General features: G+C 68.6%; 21 protein-coding genes. 10 read left to right on the top strand and 11 right to left on the bottom strand.

Annotated features, from left to right (window positions below; genetic code table 11):
* Positions 1-30 precede the first annotated feature (30 nt).
* The 6 genes from ISP17_RS09200 to ISP17_RS09175 all read left to right on the top strand — a co-directional run bounded on the left by ISP17_RS09200 (position 31) and on the right by ISP17_RS09175 (position 6,277).
* Positions 31-1,428, top strand: a complete 1,398-nt coding sequence (locus ISP17_RS09200; protein ID WP_404632329.1) for an amidase — start codon at positions 31-33, stop codon at positions 1,426-1,428.
* 7 nt (positions 1,429-1,435) lie between these two features.
* The gene (locus ISP17_RS09195) at positions 1,436-2,044 is read left to right on the top strand and encodes an alpha-ketoglutarate-dependent dioxygenase AlkB family protein (protein WP_404632327.1); all 609 of its coding nucleotides are present in this window, start codon (positions 1,436-1,438) and stop codon (positions 2,042-2,044) included.
* A gap of 292 nt (positions 2,045-2,336) precedes the next feature.
* Positions 2,337-3,437 carry a glycine cleavage system aminomethyltransferase GcvT gene (gene gcvT, locus ISP17_RS09190; protein WP_404632325.1) on the top strand — a complete coding sequence of 367 codons (1,101 nt, stop codon included), beginning with the start codon at positions 2,337-2,339 and terminating at the stop codon, positions 3,435-3,437.
* Positions 3,438-3,531: 94 nt separating this feature from the next.
* A complete protein-coding gene (gene gcvH / locus ISP17_RS09185) occupies positions 3,532-3,927 on the top strand; it encodes a glycine cleavage system protein GcvH (protein WP_404632323.1) in 396 nt (131 codons plus the stop codon).
* A 424-nt stretch (positions 3,928-4,351) separates the two neighbouring features.
* The gene (metJ, locus tag ISP17_RS09180) at positions 4,352-4,963 is read left to right on the top strand and encodes a met regulon transcriptional regulator MetJ (RefSeq protein ID WP_404632321.1); all 612 of its coding nucleotides are present in this window, start codon (positions 4,352-4,354) and stop codon (positions 4,961-4,963) included.
* 291 nt (positions 4,964-5,254) lie between these two features.
* Complete coding sequence (locus ISP17_RS09175) at positions 5,255-6,277, top strand: energy transducer TonB (RefSeq protein WP_404632319.1); 1,023 nt, start codon at positions 5,255-5,257, stop codon at positions 6,275-6,277.
* A 97-nt stretch (positions 6,278-6,374) separates the two neighbouring features.
* Here ISP17_RS09175 and ISP17_RS09170 read toward each other — a convergent pair whose 3' ends face one another.
* Both ISP17_RS09170 and ISP17_RS09165 read right to left on the bottom strand, forming a co-directional pair.
* Positions 6,375-7,670, bottom strand: coding sequence for a serine hydrolase domain-containing protein (locus tag ISP17_RS09170; RefSeq protein ID WP_404632317.1), 1,296 nt, complete (start codon positions 7,668-7,670; stop codon positions 6,375-6,377).
* A 188-nt stretch (positions 7,671-7,858) separates the two neighbouring features.
* Complete coding sequence (locus ISP17_RS09165; protein ID WP_404632315.1) at positions 7,859-9,445, bottom strand: GMC family oxidoreductase; 1,587 nt, start codon at positions 9,443-9,445, stop codon at positions 7,859-7,861.
* 76 nt (positions 9,446-9,521) lie between these two features.
* Between ISP17_RS09165 and ISP17_RS09160 the strand changes: the two genes are divergently transcribed.
* Complete coding sequence (locus tag ISP17_RS09160) at positions 9,522-10,835, top strand: NTP/NDP exchange transporter (protein WP_404632313.1); 1,314 nt, start codon at positions 9,522-9,524, stop codon at positions 10,833-10,835.
* A gap of 15 nt (positions 10,836-10,850) precedes the next feature.
* Here the strand turns inward: ISP17_RS09160 and ISP17_RS09155 are convergent, their stop codons facing one another.
* The 3 genes from ISP17_RS09155 to mtgA form a co-directional block, all read right to left on the bottom strand.
* The gene (locus ISP17_RS09155; protein ID WP_404632311.1) at positions 10,851-11,279 is read right to left on the bottom strand and encodes a CBS domain-containing protein; all 429 of its coding nucleotides are present in this window, start codon (positions 11,277-11,279) and stop codon (positions 10,851-10,853) included.
* An 85-nt stretch (positions 11,280-11,364) separates the two neighbouring features.
* Positions 11,365-12,294, bottom strand: coding sequence for a glycosyltransferase family 2 protein (locus tag ISP17_RS09150; protein ID WP_404632309.1), 930 nt, complete (start codon positions 12,292-12,294; stop codon positions 11,365-11,367).
* A 67-nt stretch (positions 12,295-12,361) separates the two neighbouring features.
* Positions 12,362-13,102 carry a monofunctional biosynthetic peptidoglycan transglycosylase gene (gene mtgA / locus ISP17_RS09145; RefSeq protein ID WP_404632308.1) on the bottom strand — a complete coding sequence of 247 codons (741 nt, stop codon included), beginning with the start codon at positions 13,100-13,102 and terminating at the stop codon, positions 12,362-12,364.
* 110 nt (positions 13,103-13,212) lie between these two features.
* Between mtgA and hslO the strand changes: the two genes are divergently transcribed.
* Entirely contained in the window at positions 13,213-14,112 is a 900-nt protein-coding gene (gene hslO / locus ISP17_RS09140; RefSeq protein WP_404632307.1) for an Hsp33 family molecular chaperone HslO, read from the top strand.
* A gap of 35 nt (positions 14,113-14,147) precedes the next feature.
* Here the strand turns inward: hslO and ISP17_RS09135 are convergent, their stop codons facing one another.
* The gene (locus ISP17_RS09135; protein ID WP_404632305.1) at positions 14,148-17,075 is read right to left on the bottom strand and encodes a bifunctional diguanylate cyclase/phosphodiesterase; all 2,928 of its coding nucleotides are present in this window, start codon (positions 17,073-17,075) and stop codon (positions 14,148-14,150) included.
* Between the two features lie 228 nt (positions 17,076-17,303).
* On the opposite strand from ISP17_RS09135, the gene ISP17_RS09130 reads away from it, so the two are divergent.
* On the top strand, positions 17,304-18,212 hold the full coding sequence (locus ISP17_RS09130; protein ID WP_404632303.1) for a hypothetical protein: 909 nt from the start codon (positions 17,304-17,306) through the stop codon (positions 18,210-18,212).
* 88 nt (positions 18,213-18,300) lie between these two features.
* Here the strand turns inward: ISP17_RS09130 and ISP17_RS09125 are convergent, their stop codons facing one another.
* The 5 genes from ISP17_RS09125 to ISP17_RS09105 all read right to left on the bottom strand — a co-directional run bounded on the left by ISP17_RS09125 (position 18,301) and on the right by ISP17_RS09105 (position 22,802).
* Positions 18,301-19,209: a DUF4097 family beta strand repeat-containing protein gene (locus tag ISP17_RS09125; RefSeq protein WP_404632301.1), complete on the bottom strand. Its 909-nt coding sequence runs from the start codon at positions 19,207-19,209 to the stop codon at positions 18,301-18,303.
* Positions 19,210-19,225: 16 nt separating this feature from the next.
* Entirely contained in the window at positions 19,226-19,660 is a 435-nt protein-coding gene (locus ISP17_RS09120) for a hypothetical protein (RefSeq protein ID WP_404632299.1), read from the bottom strand.
* Entirely contained in the window at positions 19,657-20,205 is a 549-nt protein-coding gene (locus tag ISP17_RS09115) for an RNA polymerase sigma factor (RefSeq protein ID WP_404632297.1), read from the bottom strand. Before ISP17_RS09115 ends, ISP17_RS09120 begins: the two co-directional genes overlap by 4 nt.
* A gap of 110 nt (positions 20,206-20,315) precedes the next feature.
* Complete coding sequence (locus ISP17_RS09110) at positions 20,316-22,097, bottom strand: phosphoenolpyruvate carboxykinase (GTP) (protein ID WP_404632295.1); 1,782 nt, start codon at positions 22,095-22,097, stop codon at positions 20,316-20,318.
* Between the two features lie 126 nt (positions 22,098-22,223).
* Positions 22,224-22,802: a TetR/AcrR family transcriptional regulator gene (locus tag ISP17_RS09105; protein WP_404632293.1), complete on the bottom strand. Its 579-nt coding sequence runs from the start codon at positions 22,800-22,802 to the stop codon at positions 22,224-22,226.
* Positions 22,803-22,904: 102 nt separating this feature from the next.
* Here ISP17_RS09105 and ISP17_RS09100 point away from each other — a divergent pair, with 102 nt between their 5' ends.
* Complete coding sequence (locus ISP17_RS09100; RefSeq protein WP_404632291.1) at positions 22,905-23,795, top strand: alpha/beta fold hydrolase; 891 nt, start codon at positions 22,905-22,907, stop codon at positions 23,793-23,795.
* Positions 23,796-23,815: the final 20 nt, after the last annotated feature.

Genomic DNA, 23,815 nt, shown 5'->3' with positions numbered 1-23,815 from the left:
ATCCCGGCAAGTCACTTACAGGGAGTCTGCATGAATTCGTTGCCGCCGATCGCCGAACGGGACATGCGCCGCGCCACGCTGTGCCAGCTGCTGCACTGGCTGGCCGCCGATCGCGTGCAGCCGCAGGTGCTGGCGGACGTGTATCTCGATGCAATCGAGCGCATCGACCCGCAGCTCAACGCCTATGTCGACGTGCGCGGCAGTCTGCTGCAGGAACAGGCGCGCACCGCGGGCAAGCGACGGCGCGACGGCGTGATGGGTCGGCTCGACGGCATTCCGATCGCGCTCAAGGACAACTTCGACGTGGCCGGCTGGCCGACCCGTGCCGGACTGCCGGGGCGCAGTGCGCCCGTCGCCGACGACGCCCACGTCGTGGCCCGACTGCGTGCCTCCGGTGCGCTGCTCATCGGCAAGACCAACATGGACGAAGGCGCGCTCGGCGCGCTCACCGACAACCCGCATTTCGGCGCCACCCACAACCCGTACCGCCACGGCTACAGCGCGGGCGGCTCGTCCGGTGGCGCAGCGGCGGCGGTGGCGGCGGGCTTGGCGGTGGCGGCGGTGGGTTCGGACAGCCTCGGCTCGATCCGCATTCCCGCCAGCTACTGCGGCGTGTACGCGCTCAAGCCCACGCACGGCGAAATCTCCGCGCGCGGCATGCTGCCGGCGGCGCGTCGACTGGATGCCGTGGGCCTGCTCGCGCGCGGCGTGGACGATCTCACCGTGCTGCTGCAGGTGCTGGCCGGTTACGACGCGGACGACGCGCGCTCGCGCCGCCGCCGCGTGGCGTTCGACCTGCCGGACTGGGAGCCCGGCCGCCTGCGTGCCGGCCTGCTGCCGGATCTGGCTGCCGTGGGTGTGTCGCCCGACGTGCACGCGGTGTTCGAGGCCGCGATGGAAAAGCTGCCGCGCGAGGTGGGCGAGCGGCGCACGGTGGATTTCAGCGACTGGGATTTCGCCCGCACGCGGCGCGCCGGCCTGCTGCTGATGGAGGCGGAGATGCTGGGCACCTTCGCCGCCGACCTGGCGAACACCGCGCATCCGGTCTCGCCGCGCTTTCGCCAGATGCTCGACTACGCCGCGCGCAAATCCGCTGGCGATTACGCCAACGCCGATCGCGTGCTGGATGCCGCCACGCTGAAGATGCGTCGCCTGTTTTCGCAGGTGGACGTGCTGGTGCTGCCGACCACGCCGCAGGGCGCGTTCCCGCTCGACGGCCCGGCTCCCGACTCCATCGCCGATCTCACCAGCTTTGCCAGCCTCGCCGGCTGTCCGGCGGTGAGCATTCCGATGGGCACGTTGCCGAACGGCTTGCCGATAGGGATGCAGCTGGTGGGCGCGCGCGGTTCGGACCTGCGCCTGCTGGAGCTGGCCAGCGTGGTTGCCGCCACGCTCGATGCAGAGCCGGCGTATCCGGCGATCGCCTGAGCCGGTCATGATGTGTGAGGCCGCGTGGCAGCAGCTGCCGCTACCCGGCGCGCAGCTGGCGATCATCGAGCGCTGGCTCGCGCCGGCCGAGGCCGATGCGCTGCTGGATCGCCTGCTTGCTTCCATCCCGTGGGAGAACCACCGCATCCGCATGTTCGGTCGCGAAGTCGCATCGCCGCGGCTGAGTTGCTGGATCGGCGATCCGGGCGCCAGCTATGTCTACTCGCGCACGCGCTTCGAGCCGCACCCGTGGCCGGATGCGCTGCTCGACCTGCGTGCCCGGGTGGAGCAGGCCTGCGGCGCGCGCTTCAACAGCGTGCTGGCCAATCTCTACCGCGATGGCCGCGACGCGATGGGCTGGCACAGCGACGACGAACCGGAGCTGGGTGCGCGTCCGGTGATCGCCTCGGTGAGCCTGGGGGCGGAGCGGCGATTCCTTTTCCGTCCCCGGCAGCGCGATGACGGCGGCAATCGCGCGGCATCGGAACTGTGCCTGATGCACGGGAGCCTGCTGCGCATGGCCGGCGACACCCAGCAGCTTTATCAGCACGCGCTGCCGCGCACGACGCGGGTGGCGGCGCCGCGCATCAACCTCACCTTCCGGCACATTTCATAGAGCCGTCCGGCGGTTCGCGCCGCGAGCAGCATCGCTGGCAATGCAGGCCCAGCATGTCGGGGCTGAAGCCCCTCCCACAGGCGCGCGAAATCCCGTGTCTCCGTGGCAGCGTCTTCAGCTGTGCGTTGGTTTGAGGCTGGCCGGTCGTAGGAGCCATGGTGCCAAGGAAGCTCGGGTCTCCTGTGGGAGGGGCTTCAGCCCCGACGCGCGGGCCGGCATCGGACGCCGGCAGCGCCGTTGCCCCGATCACGGGCGGGCGGCGATAATCCACTCTTTCCCCAGGCCACCACCCATGACTGCGAAGACCGTACTCAACGACACCCATCGCGCGCTCGGCGCCCGCATGGTCGACTTCGGTGGCTGGGACATGCCGATCAGCTACGGCTCGCAGATCGAGGAGCATCACGCCGTGCGCCGCGACGCCGGCATGTTCGACGTCTCCCACATGACGGTGATCGACCTGCACGGCCCGCGCACGCGCGACTTCCTGCGCCACCTGCTGGCCAACAGCGTGGACAAGCTCAAGGTGAGCGGCAAGGCGCTGTACTCGTGCATGCTCAACGAGCGCGGCGGCGTGATCGACGACCTGATCGTCTATTTCTTCGACGACGCGCATTACCGCCTGGTGGTGAATGCCGCCACCCGCGCCAAGGATCTGGCGTGGATCGAGGCGCAGGCCAAGGCCTTCGACGTCGCGGTGAAGGAGCGCCCCGAGTTTGCGATGATCGCGGTGCAGGGACCGAACGCGCGCGCCAAGGTCATCGCGCTGCTGCATGAGGGCGATCGTCCGCGCATCGAGAAGCTGGGCAAGTTCGCCGCGGCAGCGGCGCAGGGGCCGCACGGCATGCCGCTGTTCGTCGCCCGCACCGGCTACACGGGCGAGGACGGCTTCGAGATCCTCGTGCCGGAGGAGCACGCGGCGGCGCTGTGGAACGCGCTGGCCGAGGCGGGCGTGAAGCCCTGCGGGCTCGGTGCCCGCGACACGCTGCGACTGGAGGCCGGCATGAACCTCTACGGCCAGGACATGGACGAGGACGTCTCGCCATGGGAAGCGAACCTGGGCTGGACCATCGCGCTGGACGAGGGCCGCGATTTCATCGGTCGCGCCGCGCTGGAGCAGCAGAAGGCCGAGGGCGTGAAGCGCGTGATGGTCGGTCTGGTGCTCGACGAGAAGGGCGTGCTGCGCCACGGCCAGAAGGTGCTCACCGCGCAGGGCGAGGGCGAGATCCTGTCGGGCAGTTTCTCGCCGACGCTGGAGAAGGCGATCGCCTTCGCCCGCATCCCGGCCGGCGATCCGGGCGCGATCCGCGTCGACATCCGCGGCCGCGAGCTGCCGGTGCGGCAGGTGAAGTATCCGTTCGTGCGCGACGGCAAGCCCTGCGAGGGCATCTGATGGCGTGCCGCCGGCGCATCGTCGGCAGCATCGGTGGACGCGCTAGAATCCGCGACGCCACCTCTTTCTCCCACTTCAACGACTGGACCCGATCATGAGCGAGATTCCCGGCGATCTGAAATTTCTCAAGTCCCACGAGTGGGCACGCGTCGAAGACGACGGCCTGATCCGCGTGGGCATCTCCGACCACGCACAGGCCGCACTCGGCGACCTGGTGTACGTGGAGCTGCCGGAAGTCGGCGCCAGCGTGCAGGCCGGTCACGGCGTGGCGGTGGTGGAGTCGGTGAAGGCCGCGTCCGACATCTATTCGCCGGTGTCCGGCGAGATCGTCGCGGTCAACGAAGCGCTCGCCGACAAGCCCGAGACGATCAACGAGGATGCGTTCGGCGACGGCTGGATCTTCGTGGTCCGTGCCAGCGATCGCGCCGAGCTGGACGAACTGCTCGATGCCGATGCCTACGCCGAACAGATCGAAAACGAAGATCACTGAGCGTCTTCGCTGCAGGTGATTTGCGACGGCCGCGCGAGCGGCCGTCGTCGTTTTTGTCCGGCTCGCGATGATGCGTCGGTGGCGTGCCGGTCACCCTCGATCGAGTCGGTCGCGCCCGTCGGGGTGCTCGCCGGGAAAAATATTTTTGTTCCCGGGTGTCTCCCGGTCGTCTCCCATTCATGCATTTTTTCAGCGGCTTGCGCGCCAATGGCGCGGACTTTCTGCGACGCAGGATCAGGTCTGCATGTCCATCTGTTTTTCGCGATGAATGGCGCAAACCCTTGTGTGGCGCGGCTTTCAGGGTCATGGGTGTTTTCGACGCGTTTTTCGTACGGACGTCTGGACGTCCATTTGATCAAATGCCACACCCCTCGAATCCCTTGCGTGGCGAGGCTTCCGGGCCGCCGGCGTGGTGGAAATGAGGGTGTTGGAGAAGGTCGAAAATCAATTGACAGTTGAAATCTTCAGGAATAGCTTTCGCATCAGATTCCGGGGAACGGGTGTTATGGCAGCAGTGAAGTTCGTCAAGCCTTATGTCGACCACGGTGAGAAGGCCGGCGCGGTACGCAAGATCACCGTCTCGATTCCACTGCACGTACTGAGGCATCTGTCTGATCTGCGCACCCACCGCCAGGTAAACAATCTTCGGCACGCCACCAACAGCGATTTGCTGGTCGAGGCGTTCCTTCACGCTTTTACTGGGCAACCACTGCCAACTGATGAGGAGCTGAGACGAACCATGGCCACTGCCAAGAAAACCGCTGCAAAGAAACCGGCCGCCAAGAAGGCCGCCCCCAAGAAAGCCGCTGTGAAGAAGGTCGCTGCCAAGAAGCCGGTAGCGAAGAAGCCGGCCGCCAAGAAGGCTGCCGTGAAGAAGGTTGCCAAGAAGGCTGTCGCCAAGAAGCCGGCCGCTGCCAAGAAGGCTGCGGTCAAGAAGGTCGCTGTGAAGAAGGCTGCGCCGAAGAAGGCTGCTGCCAAGAAGGCTGCGCCGGCCAAGGTGGTCAAGGCCACCAAGACCGCCAAGGCCAAGAAGTAAGCACACCCCATAACAAGAAAGTTCTGCCGAATTTGTTTCCCCGCGGTGCCCAGCGCGGGGAAGCCCTTCGAAAGCGATTCGTCCCGGCCCTCGTGCCGGGACGCTTCGTTTCAGGGGGGCGAAAAGTCGCGCCACGCTCGCCACGGCACGCCGGCCTGCAACGTGTTTGCCGTCACACCGCAATGCAGTTACCTTCTGCACATCCGCGCCGCGACTGACCTGGGGAAGGCGTCGCTCCTGGATTTACGGGGGGAAAAAGCGCGGGTATCTGATGCCACTCAGCGAGAGATCATGGATACCCGAATCACACTCGAGGCGCGCCACGGCGCGCGCGGAGCCGTCCGGCCCGTCACGCTTGTCGCCATCGCGGTCATTGTCATGCTGGCCATTGCGTCATGGTTTCTGATTATCCAGCCGCATGAGGAGATGGTGCTGTCGGACGCCGGCGGTCACCCCTCGACCCCGGTGACGCCCGGCACGGTCGCCGCGCCGCCGCCGGCCAACGTGGAGGCCATGGGCACCGACCAGCTGCTGTCCGAAGCGCGCAAGGCGATGAACGACCAGCGCTACCTGGCGCCGGCCGGCAACAATGCCTTCGAGTTCTACCTCAAGGCGCTTGAGCGCGAGCCCGGCAATGCGGTGGCGACCGACGCCCTGCGCGAGACGTTCCCGTTCGCGGCCAGCTCGGCCGAACAGGCGATCAACGCGCGCAATTTCAACGAGGCACAGCGCGAGATCGACCTGCTGGCGAAAGCCGATCCGGCCAACTTCACGCTGACCATCCTGCGCTCCAAGCTCGACGCGCAGCGCAAGCTGCAGGACAAGGAGCAGCAGCAGGCGTCGGACCAGGAGCGGCAGCAGCAGCTCGCGGCGCAGAAGGCCGCTGAAGAGAAGGCGGCGGCGGACAAGGCGGCGGAGGCACAGCAGGCATCGACCACGGCGCCCAAGGGCACCACCGCCGGCTCGACGCGCAATGCGGCATCCAGCCAGGCAGCGGAGACCGCGGCCGCACCGGCCCCGGTGCAGGCGGCGCCGACCTCCACACCGGCCGTGCTGATCCGTAGCGTCAACCCGCGCTATCCCACGCAGGCGCAGCGCGCGCGCACCGAAGGCTATGTGGTGCTGAGTTTCACCGTGACGTCGGAGGGGCGTACCTCCAACATCAAGGTGACCGAGGCGCAACCGCGGCGGGTGTTCGATCGCGCCGCCATCGACGCCGTCGAGCGCTGGGAATTCAAGCCCGCCACCCGCAACGGCGAGCCGGTGGACAGCACGCTCACCAACCGGATCAACTTCACCCTCGGCCAGCCCTGACGCAGGTAGATCCGAAAACAAGAACGGCCAGCGGGATCGCTGGCCGTTTTTTTCACCTGGGAACCGCATGCCCACCCAGGCCGCGCATCCTGCCGGATCAGCGGTGGCGGCGATGCCTTGCGCGAATCTTCCGCGTCTTGCGCGCCGGCTTGACGATGCGCGGCGGCGGGCTCTCCAGCCCGGCCCAGTCCACGTGCGGCAGCGCCAGCAGGCGGTCGAACATCATCGGCATCAGGCCGGATGGCGTGGCGCCAGCCGAGTTCCACATGGTCACGATGCCGGTGTGGTACTTGGGCAGGAAGCCGATCATGGTGCGGTAACCCTCCACCGCGCCGGCGTGGAAGATCATCGTCTCGCCGCCGTAAGTGAACACGCGCCAGCCCAGACCGTAGTGGGCCGCGGTGATGCGCGCGCGGCGCCAGGGGGTGGAGTGCATTTCGATCGGCGTGGAGACGCCGGGCGCGTGCAGCACGGCGAGCAGTTCGGCGGGCAGCACGTCCGGTCGTCCGCCCATCTGGGCGATCAGCCACTGCTCCATGTCGCGCAGGCTGGCGTTGACGCCGGCCGCCGGCGCAACGCGGTAGTAGGCCTCGTTGGGTTCGAACGGTCGCCATTCGCCGTGGCCGATGGCCCGATGGGGGTGTGCCCAGCTCGGGCTTGCCTCCAGCGCGGCGCGGCCGTAGCTGGCCGTCTTCATGCCCAGCGGATAGAAGATGCGCTTGTCGACCAGGCGGTAGAAGAAGTCGCCGGTCTTGGCGTAGATCACGTCGCCGATCAGGCTGAAGGCGACGTTCTGGTAGCCGTAGCACTGCCCGGGAACACAGGACATGTCCACCTCGTCGAGCTTGCGCACCAGCTCCTCGTAGGGGACGTCGTCCTCGAGCATGTTGTCGTAGGTATTGCGCGGCAGGCCCACGCGCTGGCCGAGGATGTCGCCGACGGTCACCTTCTCCGCCGCCTGCATGTCCTTGAGCTTGAAGAACGGCAACACGTCGACCAGCCGCGTGTCCCAGCTCAGCTTGCCGTCGCGCACCAGCAGCGAGGTGAGGCCGGTGGCGAACGCCTTGGACAGCGATGCCAGCCGAAACACGGTCTCCGGCTTGATCGGCTCCTTGGTCGTCGCATTGGCGTAGCCAAGCGTGTACTCGAACGTCACCTTGTCGTTCACCACTACCGCGGTGGCCAGGCCGGCCACCGAGCGGCGGCGCGCGAGTTCGTCCAGCCAGTGGCGGTAGTCGGCCAGGGCCTCTTTCACCCGCGCGGGCGGCAACTGCGCCGAGGGTGTGTTCGACACCACCGTGGTCGGGGTGGCCTGGTGGGGCGAGGCCTGGCCGGGTGCGGCCGCGAAGACGAGGGCGCTGGCAAGCGCGAGGGACAGTGGACGGAACGGCATGCTGCTCTGGAATGCGCTCGGCGTGACGCGGCCGAAGAATGGGGGAGTACCGGCAGGCCGGTCATGCTTCTGATCAGCCGATTGTGGTCGACTTCGCCCGCGGCGACAACGAGGCGGACATGCTGTGGCACCGCAACGGCAGTCGCGCTCAGACCGCGTGCGGCGCCGCCGGTTCCGCCGGTGACGGGTCAGCCCGGCAGGCCCTGCAGCAGCGCGCTGGCCCGCTCGGCGATCATGATCGTGGGCGCATTGGTGTTGCCGGTGGGCAGGCTGGGCATCACCGAGGCATCGATCACCCGCAACCCCTCGACGCCGCGCACGCGCAGTTCGCTGTCCACCACCGCGCCGGCGTCCTGACCCATGCGGCAGGTGCCGACCGGGTGATAGATCGACTCGGCCTTGCGCCGGATGAAGGCCTCGAACTCGGCATCGCTGCGCAGTTCGCTCTCCGGAAACACCGGCTTGCCGCGATAGGCGTCGAACGCGCCCTGCGCCAGGATTTCGCGCGACAGCTTCGCCGCCTCGATCATCCGTGCCAGGTCGTGCCCTTCGCCATCGCCCAGGTAGTTGGCGTGGATGGCGATCGGTCGCGCCGGGTCGGGCGACTGCAACCGCAGGTGTCCGCGGCTGCGCGGATGCAGGTAGCACGCGTGCAGGGTGTAGCCGTCGCCGGGCAGGCGGTGCCGGCCGTGGTCGTCGAGCAGGGCGGGCACGAAGTGGAACTGCAGGTCGCAGCGCTCGTCCGTGGCCAGCCGGCTGCGCACGAAGCCGCCGGCCTCGGCGATGTTCGACGTGCCCGGTCCCTGCCGCCGGGTCACATAGCGCAGGCCTGCGCTGATTTCGTTGAGGTGGTCGTAGGTGATCTTCTGCGTGCTGCCGACCAGGGTGCAGATGTCCAGATGGTCCTGCAGGTTGGCGCCGACGCCAGGATGGTCCAGCGCGACGGCGATGCCCTGGGCGCGCAGCTGGTCGGCCGGGCCGATGCCCGAAAGCATCAGCAGCTGCGGCGAATTGATTGCGCCGGCGGCCAGCAGCACCTGGCCCGCGTCGATGCGCTCGCCGCCATGCCCGCGACGCAGTTGCACGCCGACCGCGCGGTGGCCCTCGATCAGCACGCGCTCGACCAGCACCCCGGTACGCACGTGCAGATTGGGTCGATCGCGTACCGGTCGCAGGAAGCCCGCCGCGGTGGAGCAGCGCGCGCCGTCGCGCTGGGTCACCTGGTACAGGCCGAAGCCCTGCTGCACGGCGCCGTTGAAATCCTCGTTGTGCGGGTAGCCGGCACTGGCCGCTGCGTCGATCAGCGTGTCCGACAGCACGTTGTGGTAACGCAGGTCGGAGACGCCCAGCGGGCCGCTCGCACCGTGGAAGGCGCTGGCGCCGCGGCTGTTGTCCTCGCTGCGCACGAACCAGGGCAGCACGTGATTCCAGCGCCAGCGCTCGTCGCCGCACACCTCCGCCCAGCGGTCGTAGTCGCCCGCCACGCCGCGGATGTAGCACATCGCGTTGATCGAGCTGGAGCCGCCCAGCGTCTTGCCGCGCGGCCACCACAGACGCCGGCCGAGCAGGTGCGGTTCCGGCTCGGTGTCGTAGTTCCAGTTCACGCTGCGCACCTTCACCAGCCGGGCCAGCCCGGCCGGCATGTGGATCAGCGGATTCCAGTCGCGCGGGCCGGCCTCCAGCAGCAGCACGCGCGTGTTCGGATTCGCGCTCAGCCGGTTGGCCAGCACGCAGCCGGCCGAACCGGCACCCACGATGACGTAGTCATAGTTCATCCCGATCCCCCGGGCACCGAAAGGCGCCTCCACACTGCATGCTAGTCTTTGCCGGACCCACGCTGGAACACCCCCGGTGACTTCATCCCCCAAGGCCGCCGCGAGCGAGCGGCGAGCCACCGCCCTGTCCGCCGCGGCGTTTTTTTTCGTGCTGACCTCGTACTACATCATGCGGCCGGTGCGTGATCAGTTGAGCGGAGCCGTCGGCTCGTCGCAGTTGCCGCTGTTCTACCTCGGCACGTTCGTCGCGATGGTGGTGCTGACCCCCGTGTTCGGCGCCATGGTGGCGAGGTTTCCCCGCCGCCGACTGCTCGGCTGGAGCTACTGCTTCTTCATCGCCTGCCTGATCGCCTTCGTGCCGGCCTTCCTGGCGCAGGCGCGGATCGGTGCGCGCGAGCTGGGCGTGGTGTTCTTCATCTGGGTCAGCGTGTTCAACCTTTTCGTGGTGTCGCTGTTCTGGAGCTTCATGGCCGACATCTTCGATAGCGTGCAGGCGCGTCGCTCGTTTCCGTTGATCGCACTGGGCGGCATGGCCGGCGCGGTGTTCGGTCCCGTGGTCACCAGCCTGCTGGTGGTATGGCTGGGCGTGGCGCCCTTGCTGGTGGTGTCGGCGCTGATGCTGGCGCTTGCGCTGGCCCTGTTGCTGCGCCTGTCTACCCACGATGCCGCGGGGCGTGCCTCGCGTGCCGAGGAGGCCATCGGCGGATCGCTGTGGGCGGGTGTGCGCGAGCTGTGGTCGCGGCCGTTCCTGCGCTACATGGCGATCCTGATGCTGCTGGGCGACGGCATCGGCACGCTGGCCTACGCGCTGGTGGCCGACTACGCGAAGTCGCATTTCGTGGACAGCGCGGCGCGCACGGCGTTCTACGCGCATCTGGATCTGGCGGTAAACGGGCTCGGTGCCCTGCTGCAGCTGACCGCGACGCGCTGGCTGCTAACGCGTTGGGGCGCCGGCTGGGGTCTGGTGCTGCCGGCGCTGGTGAACTTGGGGCTGCTGGTGGTGGTGATGATCGGCGGCCAGGGCAGCGTGGCGGTGCTCGGCGCGTCGCTGCCGCTGGTGGCGATGATGCTGGCGGTGACCCGCGGATTTGCCTACGGCATGACCAAGCCGGCGACGGACGCGCTATACACCCGGGTGCCGCGCGAGACGCGCTACAAGGGCAAGAACTTCGTCGAGACCACGGTGTGGCGCTTTGGGGATCTCGTGGTTACCAGCGGCGTTAGCGTGCTGGGCACCGCGGGGATCGGGGTCGGCGGCATGGCCTTCGTTGGGGTGCTGGTGTCGGCCGCCGCCACCTGGGTGGCGCGTCGCGCCGGCCTTTCGCCGGATCTGCTGCCGGAGTCGCCGGCTGTCGTGCCGGAAGAGCCGGCCGATTCGCAAGCGACGTGAGACCGCGCGGTCGCCTCAGCTGGTGATGTAGCGCTGCAGCTGCTCGATCTGCTCGGCCTGCTCGTCGATCACCGCCTTCACCAGGTCGCCGATCGAGATCACCCCCACCACGCTGTTGCCCTCGACCACGGGCAGGTGGCGGATGCGGCTGTGCGTGCACAGGCGCATGCATTCGAGCACCTCGGTGTCCGGCCCCACGGTGACCGGCGGCGCGCTCATGATCTCGCTGACCGTGGTGCCCGCCGAGGATCGCCCCTGCAGGATCACTTTGCGCGCGTAGTCGCGCTCCGAAACGATGCCCACCAGCTGTTCGCCGCGCATCACCAGCAGCGCGCCGACACGGCGTTCGGCCATCAGGCGGATGGCGTCCAGCACGGCGGCGTCGGGCGCCACCGCGTGCACCGTCCTGCCCTTGATCTCCAGCAGATGCTTGACCTGATTCATGAGCGGCCTCCGGCACGTGGACTTCGCGCGAGTCTAGCGCCGCGGCTCGCCAGGGAGTGTTTTCGCGCCGTGAATCGGTCGCGGCTCAGGAATCGCCGCGATGGCGCTCGGCGATGAAGTACAGCGGTCGCTGCTTGCTCTCGGCGTAGTTGCGTCCCAGGTACTCGCCGATCACGCCCAGCGCCAGCAGCTGCACGCCGCCGAGGAACAGGATCACCACCATCAGCGTGGGATAGCCGCGCACCGGGTCGCCCCACAGCAGCGCCTTGGCCAACACCCACAGGCCGTACGCGAACGCGAACATCGCCGCGCCCAGGCCCACCCACGTGGCCAGCCGCAGCGGCGCGTTGGAGAACGAGGTGATGCCCTCGATCGCCAGCTGGGTCAGTCGCCAGTAGTTCCATTTGGTGTCGCCGGCGAGGCGCGGGTCGCGCTGGTAGCTGATCGAGGTCTGCCGGTAGCCGATCCAGGCGAACAGTCCCTTCATGAAGCGCTGGCGCTCGCGCAGCTGGCCGAGGGCGTCGAGTGCGCGGCGCGAGAGTAGGCGGAAGTCGCCGGTGTCGCGCGGCAGCGGCGTGTCGGACAGCCGCTCCATCACGCGGTAGAACGCGGCCGCGGTGAGGCGCTTGAGCGCGCTTTCGCCGGCGCGTGCGCTGCGTGTGGCGTAGACCACGTCGTAGCCGGCCTGCCACGGCTCGATCAGCGCGGGGATCAGCTCGGGTGGATCCTGCAGGTCGGCGTCGATCACCACGGCCGCGCCCTTGCTGACCGCGTCGAGCCCCGCGGTGAGCGCCGCCTCCTTGCCGAAGTTGCGCGACAGCCGCAGGCCGCCCACGCGCGCGTCGCTGCAGTAACCGCTGATCCGTGCCCAGGTGTCGTCCTGGCTGCCGTCGTCCACGTACAGCACGTGGGTGTCCACGGTCAGGCCATCGACCACGGCCATCAGCCGAGCATGGAAGGCATCGAGTACGCGCGACTCGTTGTAGGCGGGAACGACGATGGTCAGCTGGGGCATGGCGTGTGATCGCACAGTGGACGGGGAGCTGCTGCAGAGGATGCCGGGCGTGGCTGACGGTGCGCTTTCAGCGACGTCCGGTGTTGGCCGGCGGGGTGTCGCTGTCGAGGTAGGGCGGCCCGCCGAGCCGCGCCATCTGGCGCTGGATCCAGTCGGCGCGGCGCATCACGTAGGCGCTGGGCCGGTCGGCGTGCAGCCGCCGCGGGCTGGGCAGCACGGCGGCCAGTCGCGCCGCCTGCGCGGGGCCGAGGCGGGCCGGTGCCACGTGGAAGTAGGCATCGCTGGCCGCGCCCACGCCGTAGATGCCGTCGCCGAGCTCGGCGATGTTCATGTACACCTCGAGGATGCGCCGCTTCGGCCAGGTGATTTCCAGCAGCACGGTGAAATACGCTTCCAGCCCCTTGCGCACGAAGCTGCGCCCGTTCCACAGGAACAGGTTCTTCGCCGTCTGCTGGCTGATCGTGCTGGCGCCACGCAGGCGCTTGCCCTCGTCGGCGGCATCGAGCGCGTCCTGGATCTGGTCGAAGTCAAAGCCGTGGTGGAACGGGAATTTCTGGTCTTCGCCGGCCACCATGGCCAGCGGCACCCACGGCGACACCTGCGACCACGGCACCCAGCGATGCCGCAGCTCGAAGTCCTTCTCGCCGTGCACCCAGGCGCCAAGCTGGCGCTCCATCATCACCGCCGAAGTCCACGGCGGCACGAAGCGCAGCACCAGCACGAACAGCCAGCTCAGTGCGATCCAGCTCAGGGCGAGCAGGCCGGTCCAGCGCAGCAGGCGGCGGGCGAGTTGGGGGCGTAGGTGCATGGCCAGACGGCGGGCGGCAGAATCTCAAGTATAGGGATGCGCGGCGCCACCGTTGTGCGGCGTGCTCGTCGCCCCCACATCGCGGGGCTGCCCTGATCGCGAGGTTGTCCGTGGAAACCACCCTGGTCGAAGATGTGTTGCATCGCTTCCTGCTCGAACGCGCCGGCGTGCGCGGCGTACTGGTGCGCCTGGGCGCGGCGTGGCGCGAGGTGGCCGGTCGCGCCGACTACCCGCCGCCGCTGCGTGACCTGCTCGGCCAGTCGCTGGCGGCCAGCGCACTGCTGACCGGCAACATCAAGCTCGACGGGGCGCTGTCGATCGAACTCAAGAGCGCCGGCGCGCTGCGCCTGCTGTTCACCGAATGCACCGACCGCGGCCGCCTGCGCGGGCTGGCGCGCTGGAGCGATCCGCTGCCCGCGCCGCTGGCGCTGTCCGAGCTGCCCGGCGCGGTGATGGCCATCACCATCGGCCAGGCCGAACGCGGCCAACGCTACCAGGGCCTGGTCGACCTGCAGCATGCGGAGCTGGCGCCGTCGCTGGAAAACTATTTCGCGCAGTCCGAGCAGTTGCCGGCGCGCATCCTGCTGGCGGCCGACGGCGAGCACGTGGTCGGCCTCATGCTGCAGCAGCTGCCCGGCGAAGGCGGCCACGATGCGGTGAAGGACGACGATGCGTGGACGCGCATCGAGCATCTCACCGCCACGCTCGGCGCGGCGGAAATGCTGGCCACCGCACCGGAGCAACTGCTGTTCCGGCTGTACCACGAGGAAGAGGTGCGGCTGTTCGAGCCCCGCCCGCTGGCGTTCGGCTGCAGCTGCACGCGCGAGCGCGTGTCGACGATGCTGCGCGCGCTGGGGCGCGAGGAAGTGGAGGCCGCGCTGGCCGCCCGTGACGGCGAGATCGAGGTAATCTGCGAGTTCTGCGCGCAGCGCTACACCTTCGATCCGATCGATGCCGAGCACCTGCTGCGCGACACCGGCAGCCCCGACGCGCCCACCACGGCGCAGTAACCGCTCGGCCCGGCGCGGCCCGCGTCGCCCGCCGCTCAGCCGATCGCCGGCAGCAGGTGGGTGGGAGCGTTCTGCCCCAGCCATTCGGCTGCCGGCCGCGCGGTGGAGAACAGGAAGCCCTGCGCGTAGCGAGTGCCGATGCGCAGCAGCGCCTGGCGCTGGTATTCCTCTTCGATGCCTTCGGCGATCACCTGCATGCGCAGCGAGTCGGCCAGCACCTGGATGCCGCGCACCACCGCCAGCCCCTGGTTGTTGTCCAGTTCGGCCAGGTCCGACGGCAGCTCGGTGATGAAGGAGCGGTCGATCTTCAGCGTCTGGATCGGGTACTGGTGCAGGTAGCTGAGCGAGGAGTAGCCGGTGCCGAAGTCGTCCAGCGAGATCAGGATGCCGCGCTGGCGCAGGTTCTCCAGCATGCGCTTCACCTGCGGCGGATTCTCCAGCAGGGCGCGCTCGGTCACCTCGATGCGGATGCCGTGCGCCGCCACGCCGTGGCGTTCCATCGCCGCCAGCAGGCGTTCGTCGAGGTCGGGCAGGCGGAAGTGGCGACCGGACACGTTGATGCTGATGAAGCCCTCGCCTCGGGTCAGCGCGGTGGTCTGTGCGAAGACCTGCTCGAAGATCTGCCAGTCGATGCTTTCCGAGCAGCCGCTTTCCTCGGCCACGATCAGGAAATCGCCCGGCGTCAGCACGCCGCGCTCGGGATGGTTCCAGCGCAGCAGCGCCTCGAAGCCGACGATGCGGCCGTCCTCGATCGCCACCACCGGCTGGTAGTACGGCACGAATTCGCTGCGCGACAGTGCGCGGCGCAGGTCGCCCTCCATCTCCAGCAGGGACAGCGCCTCGTGGCGCAGCCGGTCGTCGAACAGCGCGGCGCGATGGCGGCCGTCGTCCTTGGCGCTATACATCGCCGCGTCGGCGTCACGCAGCAGTTCTTCGGGCTGCTGGTAGTGCATGGAGGGCAGCGCGATGCCGATCGAGGCGGAGGTGAAGATCTCCTTGATGCCAAGCCGGAACGGCACCTGCAGCTCGGCAATGATGCGCTCGGCGATCTGCAGCGGCATGTCCGCGTCGTTGATGCCGTCGAGCAGCACGGCGAACTCGTCGCCGCCCAGACGCGCCACCAGGTCGCGCGTCTTCAGGCACGCGCGGATGCGCCCACCGACCTGGAACAGCAGATCGTCGCCGACCAGATGACCGACCGAGTCATTGATCACCTTGAAGCGGTCAAGGTCGATGAACAGCACTGCGAACAGCCGCTGCGGGTCCGCCTTGTACTGGTTCAGCGCATGGTCGAGGCGCTGCAGCAGCAGCGTGCGATTGGGCAGGCCGGTGAGCGAGTCGTGCAGGGTTTCGTACTTGAGCCGGCGCTCCACGCGCTCGCGTTCGGCGATCTGCTCGCGCAGGTCGCGGTTGGCCAGCGCCAGCGCGCGGGTGCGCTCGTCCACCCGGCGTTCAAGGCTGGCATAGGCCTGCTTTAGAGACTCGTTGGTGTGCTTGCGCTGCAGCGCGTTGGCGATGTGATAGCTGACGAAAGTGAGCAGCTCCTGGTCGCGCGCGGTATAGGTGTGCTCGGGCGTGTAGCTCTGCACGGCCAGCACGCCCATCACCCGCTCGTTCCACACCAGCGGCACGCCCAGCCAGCACACCGAGCGCGCCCCGAACTGGTGGATCTCGCCCAGCGCCACCAGCCGGTCCACCTCGGCCGGATCGGCCAGCAGCGGCTTGCCGTGACGCAGGACATATTCGGTGGCCCCACGGCCATGGCTGCGCGGCGGACGCACGCTGTCCACCTCGTCCACCGAGTAGGGGAAGGTGATCTGCTTGCCGTCGTCGTCGAGCAGCGCGATGTAGAAATTGCGGGCGTAGATCAGGCCGCTGATGATGCGGTGCACCGCGGCGTAGAAACCTTCGAGGCTCTCCGGCGCGCTGGCCATCTCGGCAATGCGGAACAGTGCTGCCTGGAGGCGTTCGCCGCGCTGGCGCTGCAGCACCTGCTGACGCAGCACGCGGTTGGCCTCGCGCAGCGCTGCCGTGCGGTCGGTGACGCGTCGCTCCAGTTCGGCGTGGGCGGCACGCCGCTCGAGCGCGGTCTGCACGTGCTGGGCGACGTAGCTCAGAAGTTCGCGATCGTTCTGGGTGTAGCGGGTGTCGTCGCGATAGCTCTGCATTACGATGCCGCCGACCACGCGTCCTTCGCGCAGCAGCGGCACCCCAAGCCAGTGCTCGCAGTTCGGGCCGATCGGCACCAGCCGTCCCTGCAGCAGCTGCGAGACTTCCTCGATCGAGCCCATGATCGGTTGGCCGGCCTTGAGCAGGTTCCAGGTCAGGCTGTACTCGATCTCCTTCAGCGGCACGCTCTCGTCGGGCGAGGGCGGCTCCGGGTCCATCGTGTCCACGTAGTAGGGGAAGCGCACGCTGTCGGAGGCTTCGTCGTAGAGCACGATGTAGAAGTTCTCGGCATACATCAGACTGCCGACGATGCCGTGCAGCGCGCGCATCATGTCGGGCATGTTGTGGTCGGCGCCGGCCTGTTCGGCAATGGCGTATAGCGCCCGCTGCAGACGCTCGGCGAGCGCTAGGCGCGAGATCGCCTCGTACAGCCGCGACGTCTCGGCGAGCTGGCGCAGGCGCGAGCTGACGATCCGCCCCAGCCACGCCAGCTCGGCCTCCACCGTGGCCGGCATCGGCGGGATCGGGCACTCCAGCGTGAGCGTACGCAAGCCCTGCGGATCGTCGGCCAGGTCGAGCTGGCGCAGGCCGGGATCGGGCGTCCAGACGTCCCCGTGCAGCCGCCAGCGCAGCCGCCCCGGGATGCCCAGGCTGGACAGCAGGCGCTCGCAGATATCCATCATGCTCGCCGCGTCCGCGGCGGCGAACAGCTGCTCGATGGCACCGCGCAGCGCGATGGGCCGGTTACCGCTTCGATCGGCTCCGGACGCGCTCTGGGTGGACGCAAAGCTCATCGAGGTGGGTGAACCCGGCATGAAGAAACAACGAGCGGCCTTTATAGCTTGCCCGCAGCGCTTTGTCGCCGGTTCGCGGCCCCGGGAACCGGCGCCGGGCGCGGGAGTCCAAGCAGATCGGCCGCCCGCAGGTTTTGTGCGCCAGAGCGGCTTTGCGGGCTGTTAGTAAATCGTAAAACGGGCTACAATTGCGCCACGTTCACTCCTTCGGATCGCCTCCTCGCCGCCATGCGCCGTCTGCTCGCCCTTGCCATCACCGCCCTTCTGCCGCTTTCCGCGGCGGCACAGGCGTGGACGGGCGATTCGCACGACATGGCTGCGCGCTTGCTGGCGCAGAAGCCCGACCAGATGGCCGAGGTGCAACCCGGCGTCGCCGTGCCGCTCTGGCGCGGTGCCGACGGTCGCATGCTGATGCTGCGGGCGGACGAGCGCCCCGCCGGCAGCTTGTCGGCCGATGCCCCGCTCACGTTCAGCGTGGTCGACGCGGGCAGCGTGCTGTCCAGCAAGGTGCAGTACCAGCTCGGCCCTTCGTTGCAGGCGCATGCGGGCGTGGTGGAGCACTCCTGGAGCAACGCCCCGTATCGCGTGCTCGGCAGCGAGGTGGGAGCCACCTACAACGCCGGGCGCTACAGCCTCGGCCTCAGCGTCGGTGCGGATACCGCCAACGGTGCGGCGCGACTGCCGCGCGTGCTCCCCGGCGCGTTGCCGGGCGTGAACGGGCTGTCCGCCTTCGGCAGCAGCACGCAGCTCAACGCGCGTGGTCGAGTGGCGCTGGACAGCCGCAGCGGGATCGATCTCGGAGCCAGCGTGGGGCGCATCCATCTGCTGCCGGGCAATCTGCTGGGCGTGGACATGCTCGACCAGAAAGCGCTGAGCTTCGGCGTGGACCGCGGTCCGTTGAGCGGCAGCCTGGTGGGGCGGGTGATGCAGCCGTCGGCCGGCCTTCCCGGCGCCTACAGTCCGGATCGCCGCTGGAGCAGCATCGATTTCGGCGTCACCTGGAAGCTGCCGTGGCAGGGTCAGCTGAGCGTTGGCGCGCAGAACCTGTGGTCGTCGGGTACACCGGCCAATACGCCTGCCGGTCCGGAACCGGACCAGTCGCGCACGCCGTACGTGCAGTACCACCAGGATCTTTGATTTCCCGCGTCGCGGCGCAAAGCATGCGACCCAACAAAAAAACGCCGTCGCCATCGCGACGGCGTTTTCGTTTGTGGCAGGGTCGGACTCAGTCGCCCTGGCGGCGGATCCGCACGTCGCCGCTGAAGCTCTCGATGCCGACGCGGGCGCTGCCGCTGCCCTGCTGCACGCTGAGCTCGCTGCCCGGACCGTGTTCCTTGCGCTCGGCCTTGCCGAAGGCGCTGCGCAGGTCGCCGCTGAAGCTGCTGGCGTGGATGGCGGCCGATACATCGGCGGGCAACGTCAGCTGCACGTCGCCGCTCATGCTGTTGATGTCCATGCGACCGTTGGAAACGAGGCCGCCGGCGACGTCCACGTCGCCGGACACCGTGCTCAGCGTGAAAGTGCGCCACGGTCCGCCGTTGGCCTGCACCTGGCCGGACACCGTTTCGAGCTTGGCCTGATCGCCCAGCGCGGGAGCGAGGATGTCGCCGCTGACGGTCTGCAGTTCCGCACGGTCGGCTCGTCCGGACTGTTCGATGCCTCCGCTCACGCTGTCCACCTGCAGCGAGGGCGTGCGGGCGTGGATGCGTATCTTGCCGCTGACCGAGTTGACCTCGATCGCGCCGCCGTCGGTGCCGTCGATGCTCAGCGGCGCGCTGACCACGTGCACTTCCAGCGACGCGCCGCGCGGCACCTGCACGTTGAGCATGGTGGAGCCCATGGCATTGTCGCTGCCCCAGTTGAACATGCCGCTCTTGCCCTGGGCCTGCACTTTGATCTCCAGGTCGCTGTCCGACCCGCTGATCGCCAGCGGGCGGGCTCCATCGCCCAGGCTGCCGCCAACGTGTACCTCGTTGCGGTCCCATGCGGTGACGGTGACCTCGCCCTTGATGTTGCTGATGCTCACATGGGCCTTCGGCGTGGCGGGATGCGAGAGATCCAGGGGCGTGTCGGCGCAGGCGACGCCGGCGTACAGAAGCGTGGCGAGCGGAAGGTAGCGCAGTGCGGTTTGCATGGTGTTCTCCATTGCGTCAGCCGGCGTCGTGGCCGAGCTGGCGCAGTCGTGATTCTTGCTGTTCGGTGCGGTCGAGCAGGCGTTGCAGCGCCGCCGAATTCGGGGATTGCTGGAGTGCCTGGCGCAGCTCGTACTGGGCGGCGGTGAGTTCGATCGCCGCGCCGGCCAGACGCGGATCGTCCGGCTTCCATGCCGGTACGGTGGCCAGATCGGCCGAGGCGGGCGCAGTCGCCGGAGCCAGCCGCGTCAGACCGACGGCAAGCACTGTGACGGCGGCCAGGCCCACGGCGAACAGCCAGGCCGTGCGCGACGATGCGGCCATGCGCGCGTGCGGGCCGGATGCCGGCACGGTGTTCTCAAGCGAGCGCTCGATGTCCGCCCACAGGTCTCGGCGCGGCGCGTGCGGTTGGCGCAGGTCGCGCAGCTGGCGGCGCCATTCGAAGTCGTTCATGCGGTTTCTCCCAGCAGCTTGCGCAGCAGCGCGCGGGCGCGGTGCAGTTGCGCCTTGGATGTACCGACGGCCATGTCCAGTTCCCGGCTGATGTCCTCGTGTTTCCAGCCTTCGATGTCGTGCAGTACCAGCACCGCCCGCGCGCGCGGCGGCAGCGTGGCGACGGCGCGTTCCAGCTCGTCGCGCTCGGCGGCGCAGAACGGCGTGTCGCCGGGTTCGGGCAGCGATTCGTCGTCGACGAAGCCGACCGGATCGGCGTGGCGCGAGCGGATGTCCATCAGTGCCACGTTCACCGCCAGCCGGTACAGCCAGGTGCCGAAGGCGCTCTCGTGGCGGAACTCGGCGAGCTTCTGCCAGGCCCGCACGAAGGCATCCTGGGTGAGGTCCTCGGCCCGCGCGTGGTCGTAGCCCGCCAGCCGCAGCACGGCTCCGTGGATGCGATCGACGTGGCGGCGATACAGCCGCTGGAACGCGGCGCGGTCACCCCTGGCGGCGGCGCGCACGTCCTCCGTGTCGGGAGCCGGTGCGGTCGACGCAGGCGTCATCGGGTATCCGGTGGCGAGGCAGGCGGTAGGCATCTTGCCAGCTCAGATGCGCCGCCGCGCGAAAAGGTTTGGAGCGGGCGTGCCGGCGGCGCCGCCGGCACGCCGAGGCGTCAGGCCGAGGCGACGTTGCGGGTCGGAGCGCCACGTGCGGCCAGCATCTCCACCACGCGCTGCTGCTCGCCGGCCAGCGCCGCGGGGAGGCGCGGCGAGAATTCTTCGAGGTAGGCGCCGATGGCGTCCAGCTCGTCCTGCCAGGCGGCCTCGTCGACGCGCAGCAGTTCGTCGAGATGGGCGGCCGGCAGGCTCAGGCCCTCCAGCCGCAGTTCTGCAGGCTGCGGCAGGATGCCCACCGGCGTGGTCGTGCCGCGGGCACGACCTTCGACGCGCTCGATCATCCATTCCAGCACGCGCAGGTTGTCGCCGAAGCCCGGCCACAGGAAGCGGCCGTCGGCACCCTTGCGGAACCAGTTGACGTGGAAGATCGCCGGCAGCTTCGCACCCGGCTGGTCAAACGACAGCCAGTGCGCGAAGTAGTCGCCGTAGTGGTAGCCGCAGAAGGGCTTCATCGCCATCGAGTCGCGGCGCAGCACGCCGACCGCGCCGGTGGCCGCGGCGGTGGTTTCCGAGCCCATCGCCGCGCCCATCAGTACGCCGTGGGTCCAGTCGCGCGCCTGCATTACCAGCGGCAGCAGCGACGGCCGGCGGCCACCGAACACGATGGCGCTGATCGGCACGCCCCGCGCATCTTCGGCTTTCTCCGACCAGGTGGGGCACTGCCGCGCGCTGACGGTGAAGCGCGCATTCGGATGCGCGGCCGGGCCGTTGCTCGGGTCGTACGAGCGCCCCTGCCAGTCGGTGACCGGTTCGCCGGGCAGGCCTTCCCACCATGGCTGGTTGTCGGCGGTGACGGCGACATTGGTGAAGATGGTGTCGCGGGCGATGCTGGCCAGCGCATTCGGGTTGCTGTTCGCGCTGGTGCCGGGGGCGACGCCGAAGAAGCCGGCTTCCGGGTTGATGGCGTAGAGGCGGCCGTCCTCGCCCGGACGCATCCAGCAGATGTCGTCGCCCACCGTCCACACCTTCCAGCCCTCACGGCGATAGCCTTCGGGCGGGATCAGCATGGCGAGGTTGGTCTTGCCGCAGGCGGACGGGAAGGCTGCGGCGATGTAGTGCGTGTCGCCGGCCGGGTTCTCGATGCCGACGATCAGCATGTGCTCGGCCAGCCAGCCCTCGCGACGCGCCTGGTGGCTGGCGATGCGCAGCGCGTGGCACTTCTTGCCGAGCAGGGCGTTGCCGCCGTAGCCCGAGCCGTACGACTTGATCGCCAGCTCGTCGGGGAAATGCATGATGAAGCGGCGCTCCGGATCCAGCTCGCCGGTGGAGTGCAGGCCCTTCACGAAGTGGCCTTCGCGCTCGATGCGCGCCTGCGCTGCGGCGCCCATGCGGGTCATCGTGCGCATGTTAATCACCACGTAGGGGCTGTCGGTGATCTCCACGCCGCAGCGCGACAGCGGCGAGTCGATCGGACCCATGCAGTAGGGCACCACGTACATGGTGCGACCTTCCATGCAGCCGTCGAACAGCGCATCCATCTTCGCGTGCGCCTCGGCCGGGTCCATCCAGTGATTGTTCGGGCCGGCATCGGCGGCATCGGGCGTGCAGACGAAGGTCAGATGTTCCACGCGCGCCACGTCGGAGGGGTTGGAACGGTGCAGGTAGCAGCCCGGATGGGTCTGCTGGTTCAGCTCGATCAGGTCGCCGCTGGCCAGCATCTGCTCGACGAGGGCGGCATATTCGGCATCGGAGCCATCACACCACTGAACCCGAGCCGGGCGCGTGCGCGCCGCCGTGTCGTCGACCCAGCTCTCCAATGCCTGCAGCGAACTTGCCATGTGCTCCTCACCGTGGTCTTGCCAGAAAAAGAAGCGCGCACGGTAGTTTGCGTGCACTGGCATTGCAAGGAAGGGTGCAGCAAAAACGGCGCCCGGAGGCGCCGTTTCGGCTGCGCGGAGCGCCTATCAGGCCGGAATCAATGTCGCGATCATGTGTTCGACGTAGGCGTCGAACTCCTCATGGCTGATCCGCGGCAGGCCCAGCGTGAAGTTCAGCTGCAGGAAGCCGACGTAGGCGGCGTAGGTGAGGCGGGCGCGGTTGATCGCCTCGGTCGGCGCCATGCCGGCCTCGCGATAGGCGGTGTGCAGGAACTCCATCCGGCGCTGCGACACGCGCGCCATCACCGGCACCACCTGCGGGTGATCCAGCGCCTTGAGCAGGGCGGCGTAGACGCGGTGCGGCTGCAGCTCGTGCGCCACCCGGCGGAACAGCTCGGGCAGGCGCACGCGCGGATCCGGAATCGCCTCGATCTGGCTGATAATCTCGCGCTCGGCGTAAAGCTCCCAGCGCTCCAGCGCTGCCTGCACCAGCGCCTCGCGCGTGCGGAAGTGCCAGTAGAAGCTGCCCTTGGTCACGCCGAGCTGGCGGGCCAGCGCCTCGACGGCGACCGCGTTGACGCCCTGTTCGGCGATCAGCTGCAGCGCAGCTTCTTCCCAGTCCTCGGCGCTGAGGCGGGTCCGTTCGGGTTTGGCGTTTGCATTCATCGGCGTATGGTAGCCGGCGGTCCCCTCATTGCAATGTGCAGCGCGCCACGCGCCACTTGGTGCGGCGCGAGTTGACGCCAGCTGCCGGGTCAACCCATACTCATGCGTATGGTCAATCGCCCACTCGACATCTCGCGTCTGCCTACCGCTGACGGCCTTGCGCTGTCGGTGGAGACGCGCCATGCGGCGGGAGACCCGGTGCTGCTGTTCGCGCACGGCTTCGGCCAGACGCGTGGCGCCTGGGCCGGCAGCGCGCAGGCGCTCGCGGAGATCGGCTGCCGCTGTGTCAGTTTCGACAGCCGCGGCCATGGCGAAAGCGACCGTCTGGCGAATGGCGACTACCACATGGATCAGTTCGCCACCGATCTGGCGCTCGTGGCGCGATCGCAGCCGCGGCTGCCGATACTCGTGGGCGCGTCGATGGGCGGCCTGCTCGGCCTGGTGGTGGCTGGCGAGATGCGTCCGTCGCCGTTTCGCGCGCTGGTGCTGGTCGACATCACGCCGCGCTGGGAGACGGCCGGAGTGGAGCGCATCCTCGCCTTCATGCAGGCGCATCCGGACGGCTTCGCTGATTACGCGCACGCCGCCGAGGCGATTGCGGCCTACCTGCCGCAGCGCCGCGAGCGCAAGACCGAGGACCAGCTGCGCCCGCTGCTGCGCGAGGGCGCCGATGGCCGCCTGCGCTGGCACTGGGATCCGGCCCTGCTGGCCGGCGTGGTCAGCGAAAGCGAGCGCTACCAGCCGCGCCTGATGGCGGCGGCGGCGAAGGTCGACGTACCAGTGCTGCTGCTGTCCGGTGGACGCAGCGATGTGGTGTCGCGCGACACGGTGAACGAATTCCTGCAGCTGGTGCCGCATGCGCGGCACGTCGAGCTGCCGGCGGCCACGCACATGCTGGCGGGCGATGCGAACGACGCGTTCACGCGCGAGATCGCAGCGTTTGTCGGCGAACTGGATCGCCATGACGCCCCCACCGGCGCCGTGGCGAATTGAACCCCAACTTAAACCTGCAA

Origin of the sequence: Dyella ginsengisoli, assembly GCF_044904665.1 — a bacterium.
GTDB lineage: Bacteria > Pseudomonadota > Gammaproteobacteria > Xanthomonadales > Rhodanobacteraceae > Dyella_A > Dyella_A ginsengisoli.
The sequence above is the reverse complement of the archived record's forward strand: the minus strand, read 5'-3'. Positions and strand labels throughout refer to the sequence as shown.

Bases quoted from the DNA above. Each gene is read 5' to 3' on its own strand.
- gcvT (WP_404632325.1), top strand. From the start codon at position 2,337: ATGACTGCGAAGACCGTACTCAACGACACCCATCGCGCGCTCGGCGCC.
- ISP17_RS09105 (WP_404632293.1), bottom strand. From the start codon at position 22,802: ATGAATGCAAACGCCAAACCCGAACGGACCCGCCTCAGCGCCGAGGAC.
- ISP17_RS09135 (WP_404632305.1), bottom strand. From the start codon at position 17,075: ATGAGCTTTGCGTCCACCCAGAGCGCGTCCGGAGCCGATCGAAGCGGT.
- ISP17_RS09110 (WP_404632295.1), bottom strand. From the start codon at position 22,097: ATGGCAAGTTCGCTGCAGGCATTGGAGAGCTGGGTCGACGACACGGCG.
- ISP17_RS09195 (WP_404632327.1), top strand. From the start codon at position 1,436: ATGATGTGTGAGGCCGCGTGGCAGCAGCTGCCGCTACCCGGCGCGCAG.
- ISP17_RS09165 (WP_404632315.1), bottom strand. From the start codon at position 9,445: ATGAACTATGACTACGTCATCGTGGGTGCCGGTTCGGCCGGCTGCGTG.
- ISP17_RS09200 (WP_404632329.1), top strand. From the start codon at position 31: ATGAATTCGTTGCCGCCGATCGCCGAACGGGACATGCGCCGCGCCACG.
- ISP17_RS09115 (WP_404632297.1), bottom strand. From the start codon at position 20,205: ATGACGCCTGCGTCGACCGCACCGGCTCCCGACACGGAGGACGTGCGC.
- ISP17_RS09170 (WP_404632317.1), bottom strand. From the start codon at position 7,670: ATGCCGTTCCGTCCACTGTCCCTCGCGCTTGCCAGCGCCCTCGTCTTC.
- ISP17_RS09150 (WP_404632309.1), bottom strand. From the start codon at position 12,294: ATGCCCCAGCTGACCATCGTCGTTCCCGCCTACAACGAGTCGCGCGTA.
- gcvH (WP_404632323.1), top strand. From the start codon at position 3,532: ATGAGCGAGATTCCCGGCGATCTGAAATTTCTCAAGTCCCACGAGTGG.
- ISP17_RS09125 (WP_404632301.1), bottom strand. From the start codon at position 19,209: ATGCAAACCGCACTGCGCTACCTTCCGCTCGCCACGCTTCTGTACGCC.
- ISP17_RS09120 (WP_404632299.1), bottom strand. From the start codon at position 19,660: ATGAACGACTTCGAATGGCGCCGCCAGCTGCGCGACCTGCGCCAACCG.
- ISP17_RS09130 (WP_404632303.1), top strand. From the start codon at position 17,304: ATGCGCCGTCTGCTCGCCCTTGCCATCACCGCCCTTCTGCCGCTTTCC.
- ISP17_RS09100 (WP_404632291.1), top strand. From the start codon at position 22,905: ATGCGTATGGTCAATCGCCCACTCGACATCTCGCGTCTGCCTACCGCT.
- mtgA (WP_404632308.1), bottom strand. From the start codon at position 13,102: ATGCACCTACGCCCCCAACTCGCCCGCCGCCTGCTGCGCTGGACCGGC.
- ISP17_RS09155 (WP_404632311.1), bottom strand. From the start codon at position 11,279: ATGAATCAGGTCAAGCATCTGCTGGAGATCAAGGGCAGGACGGTGCAC.
- ISP17_RS09175 (WP_404632319.1), top strand. From the start codon at position 5,255: ATGGATACCCGAATCACACTCGAGGCGCGCCACGGCGCGCGCGGAGCC.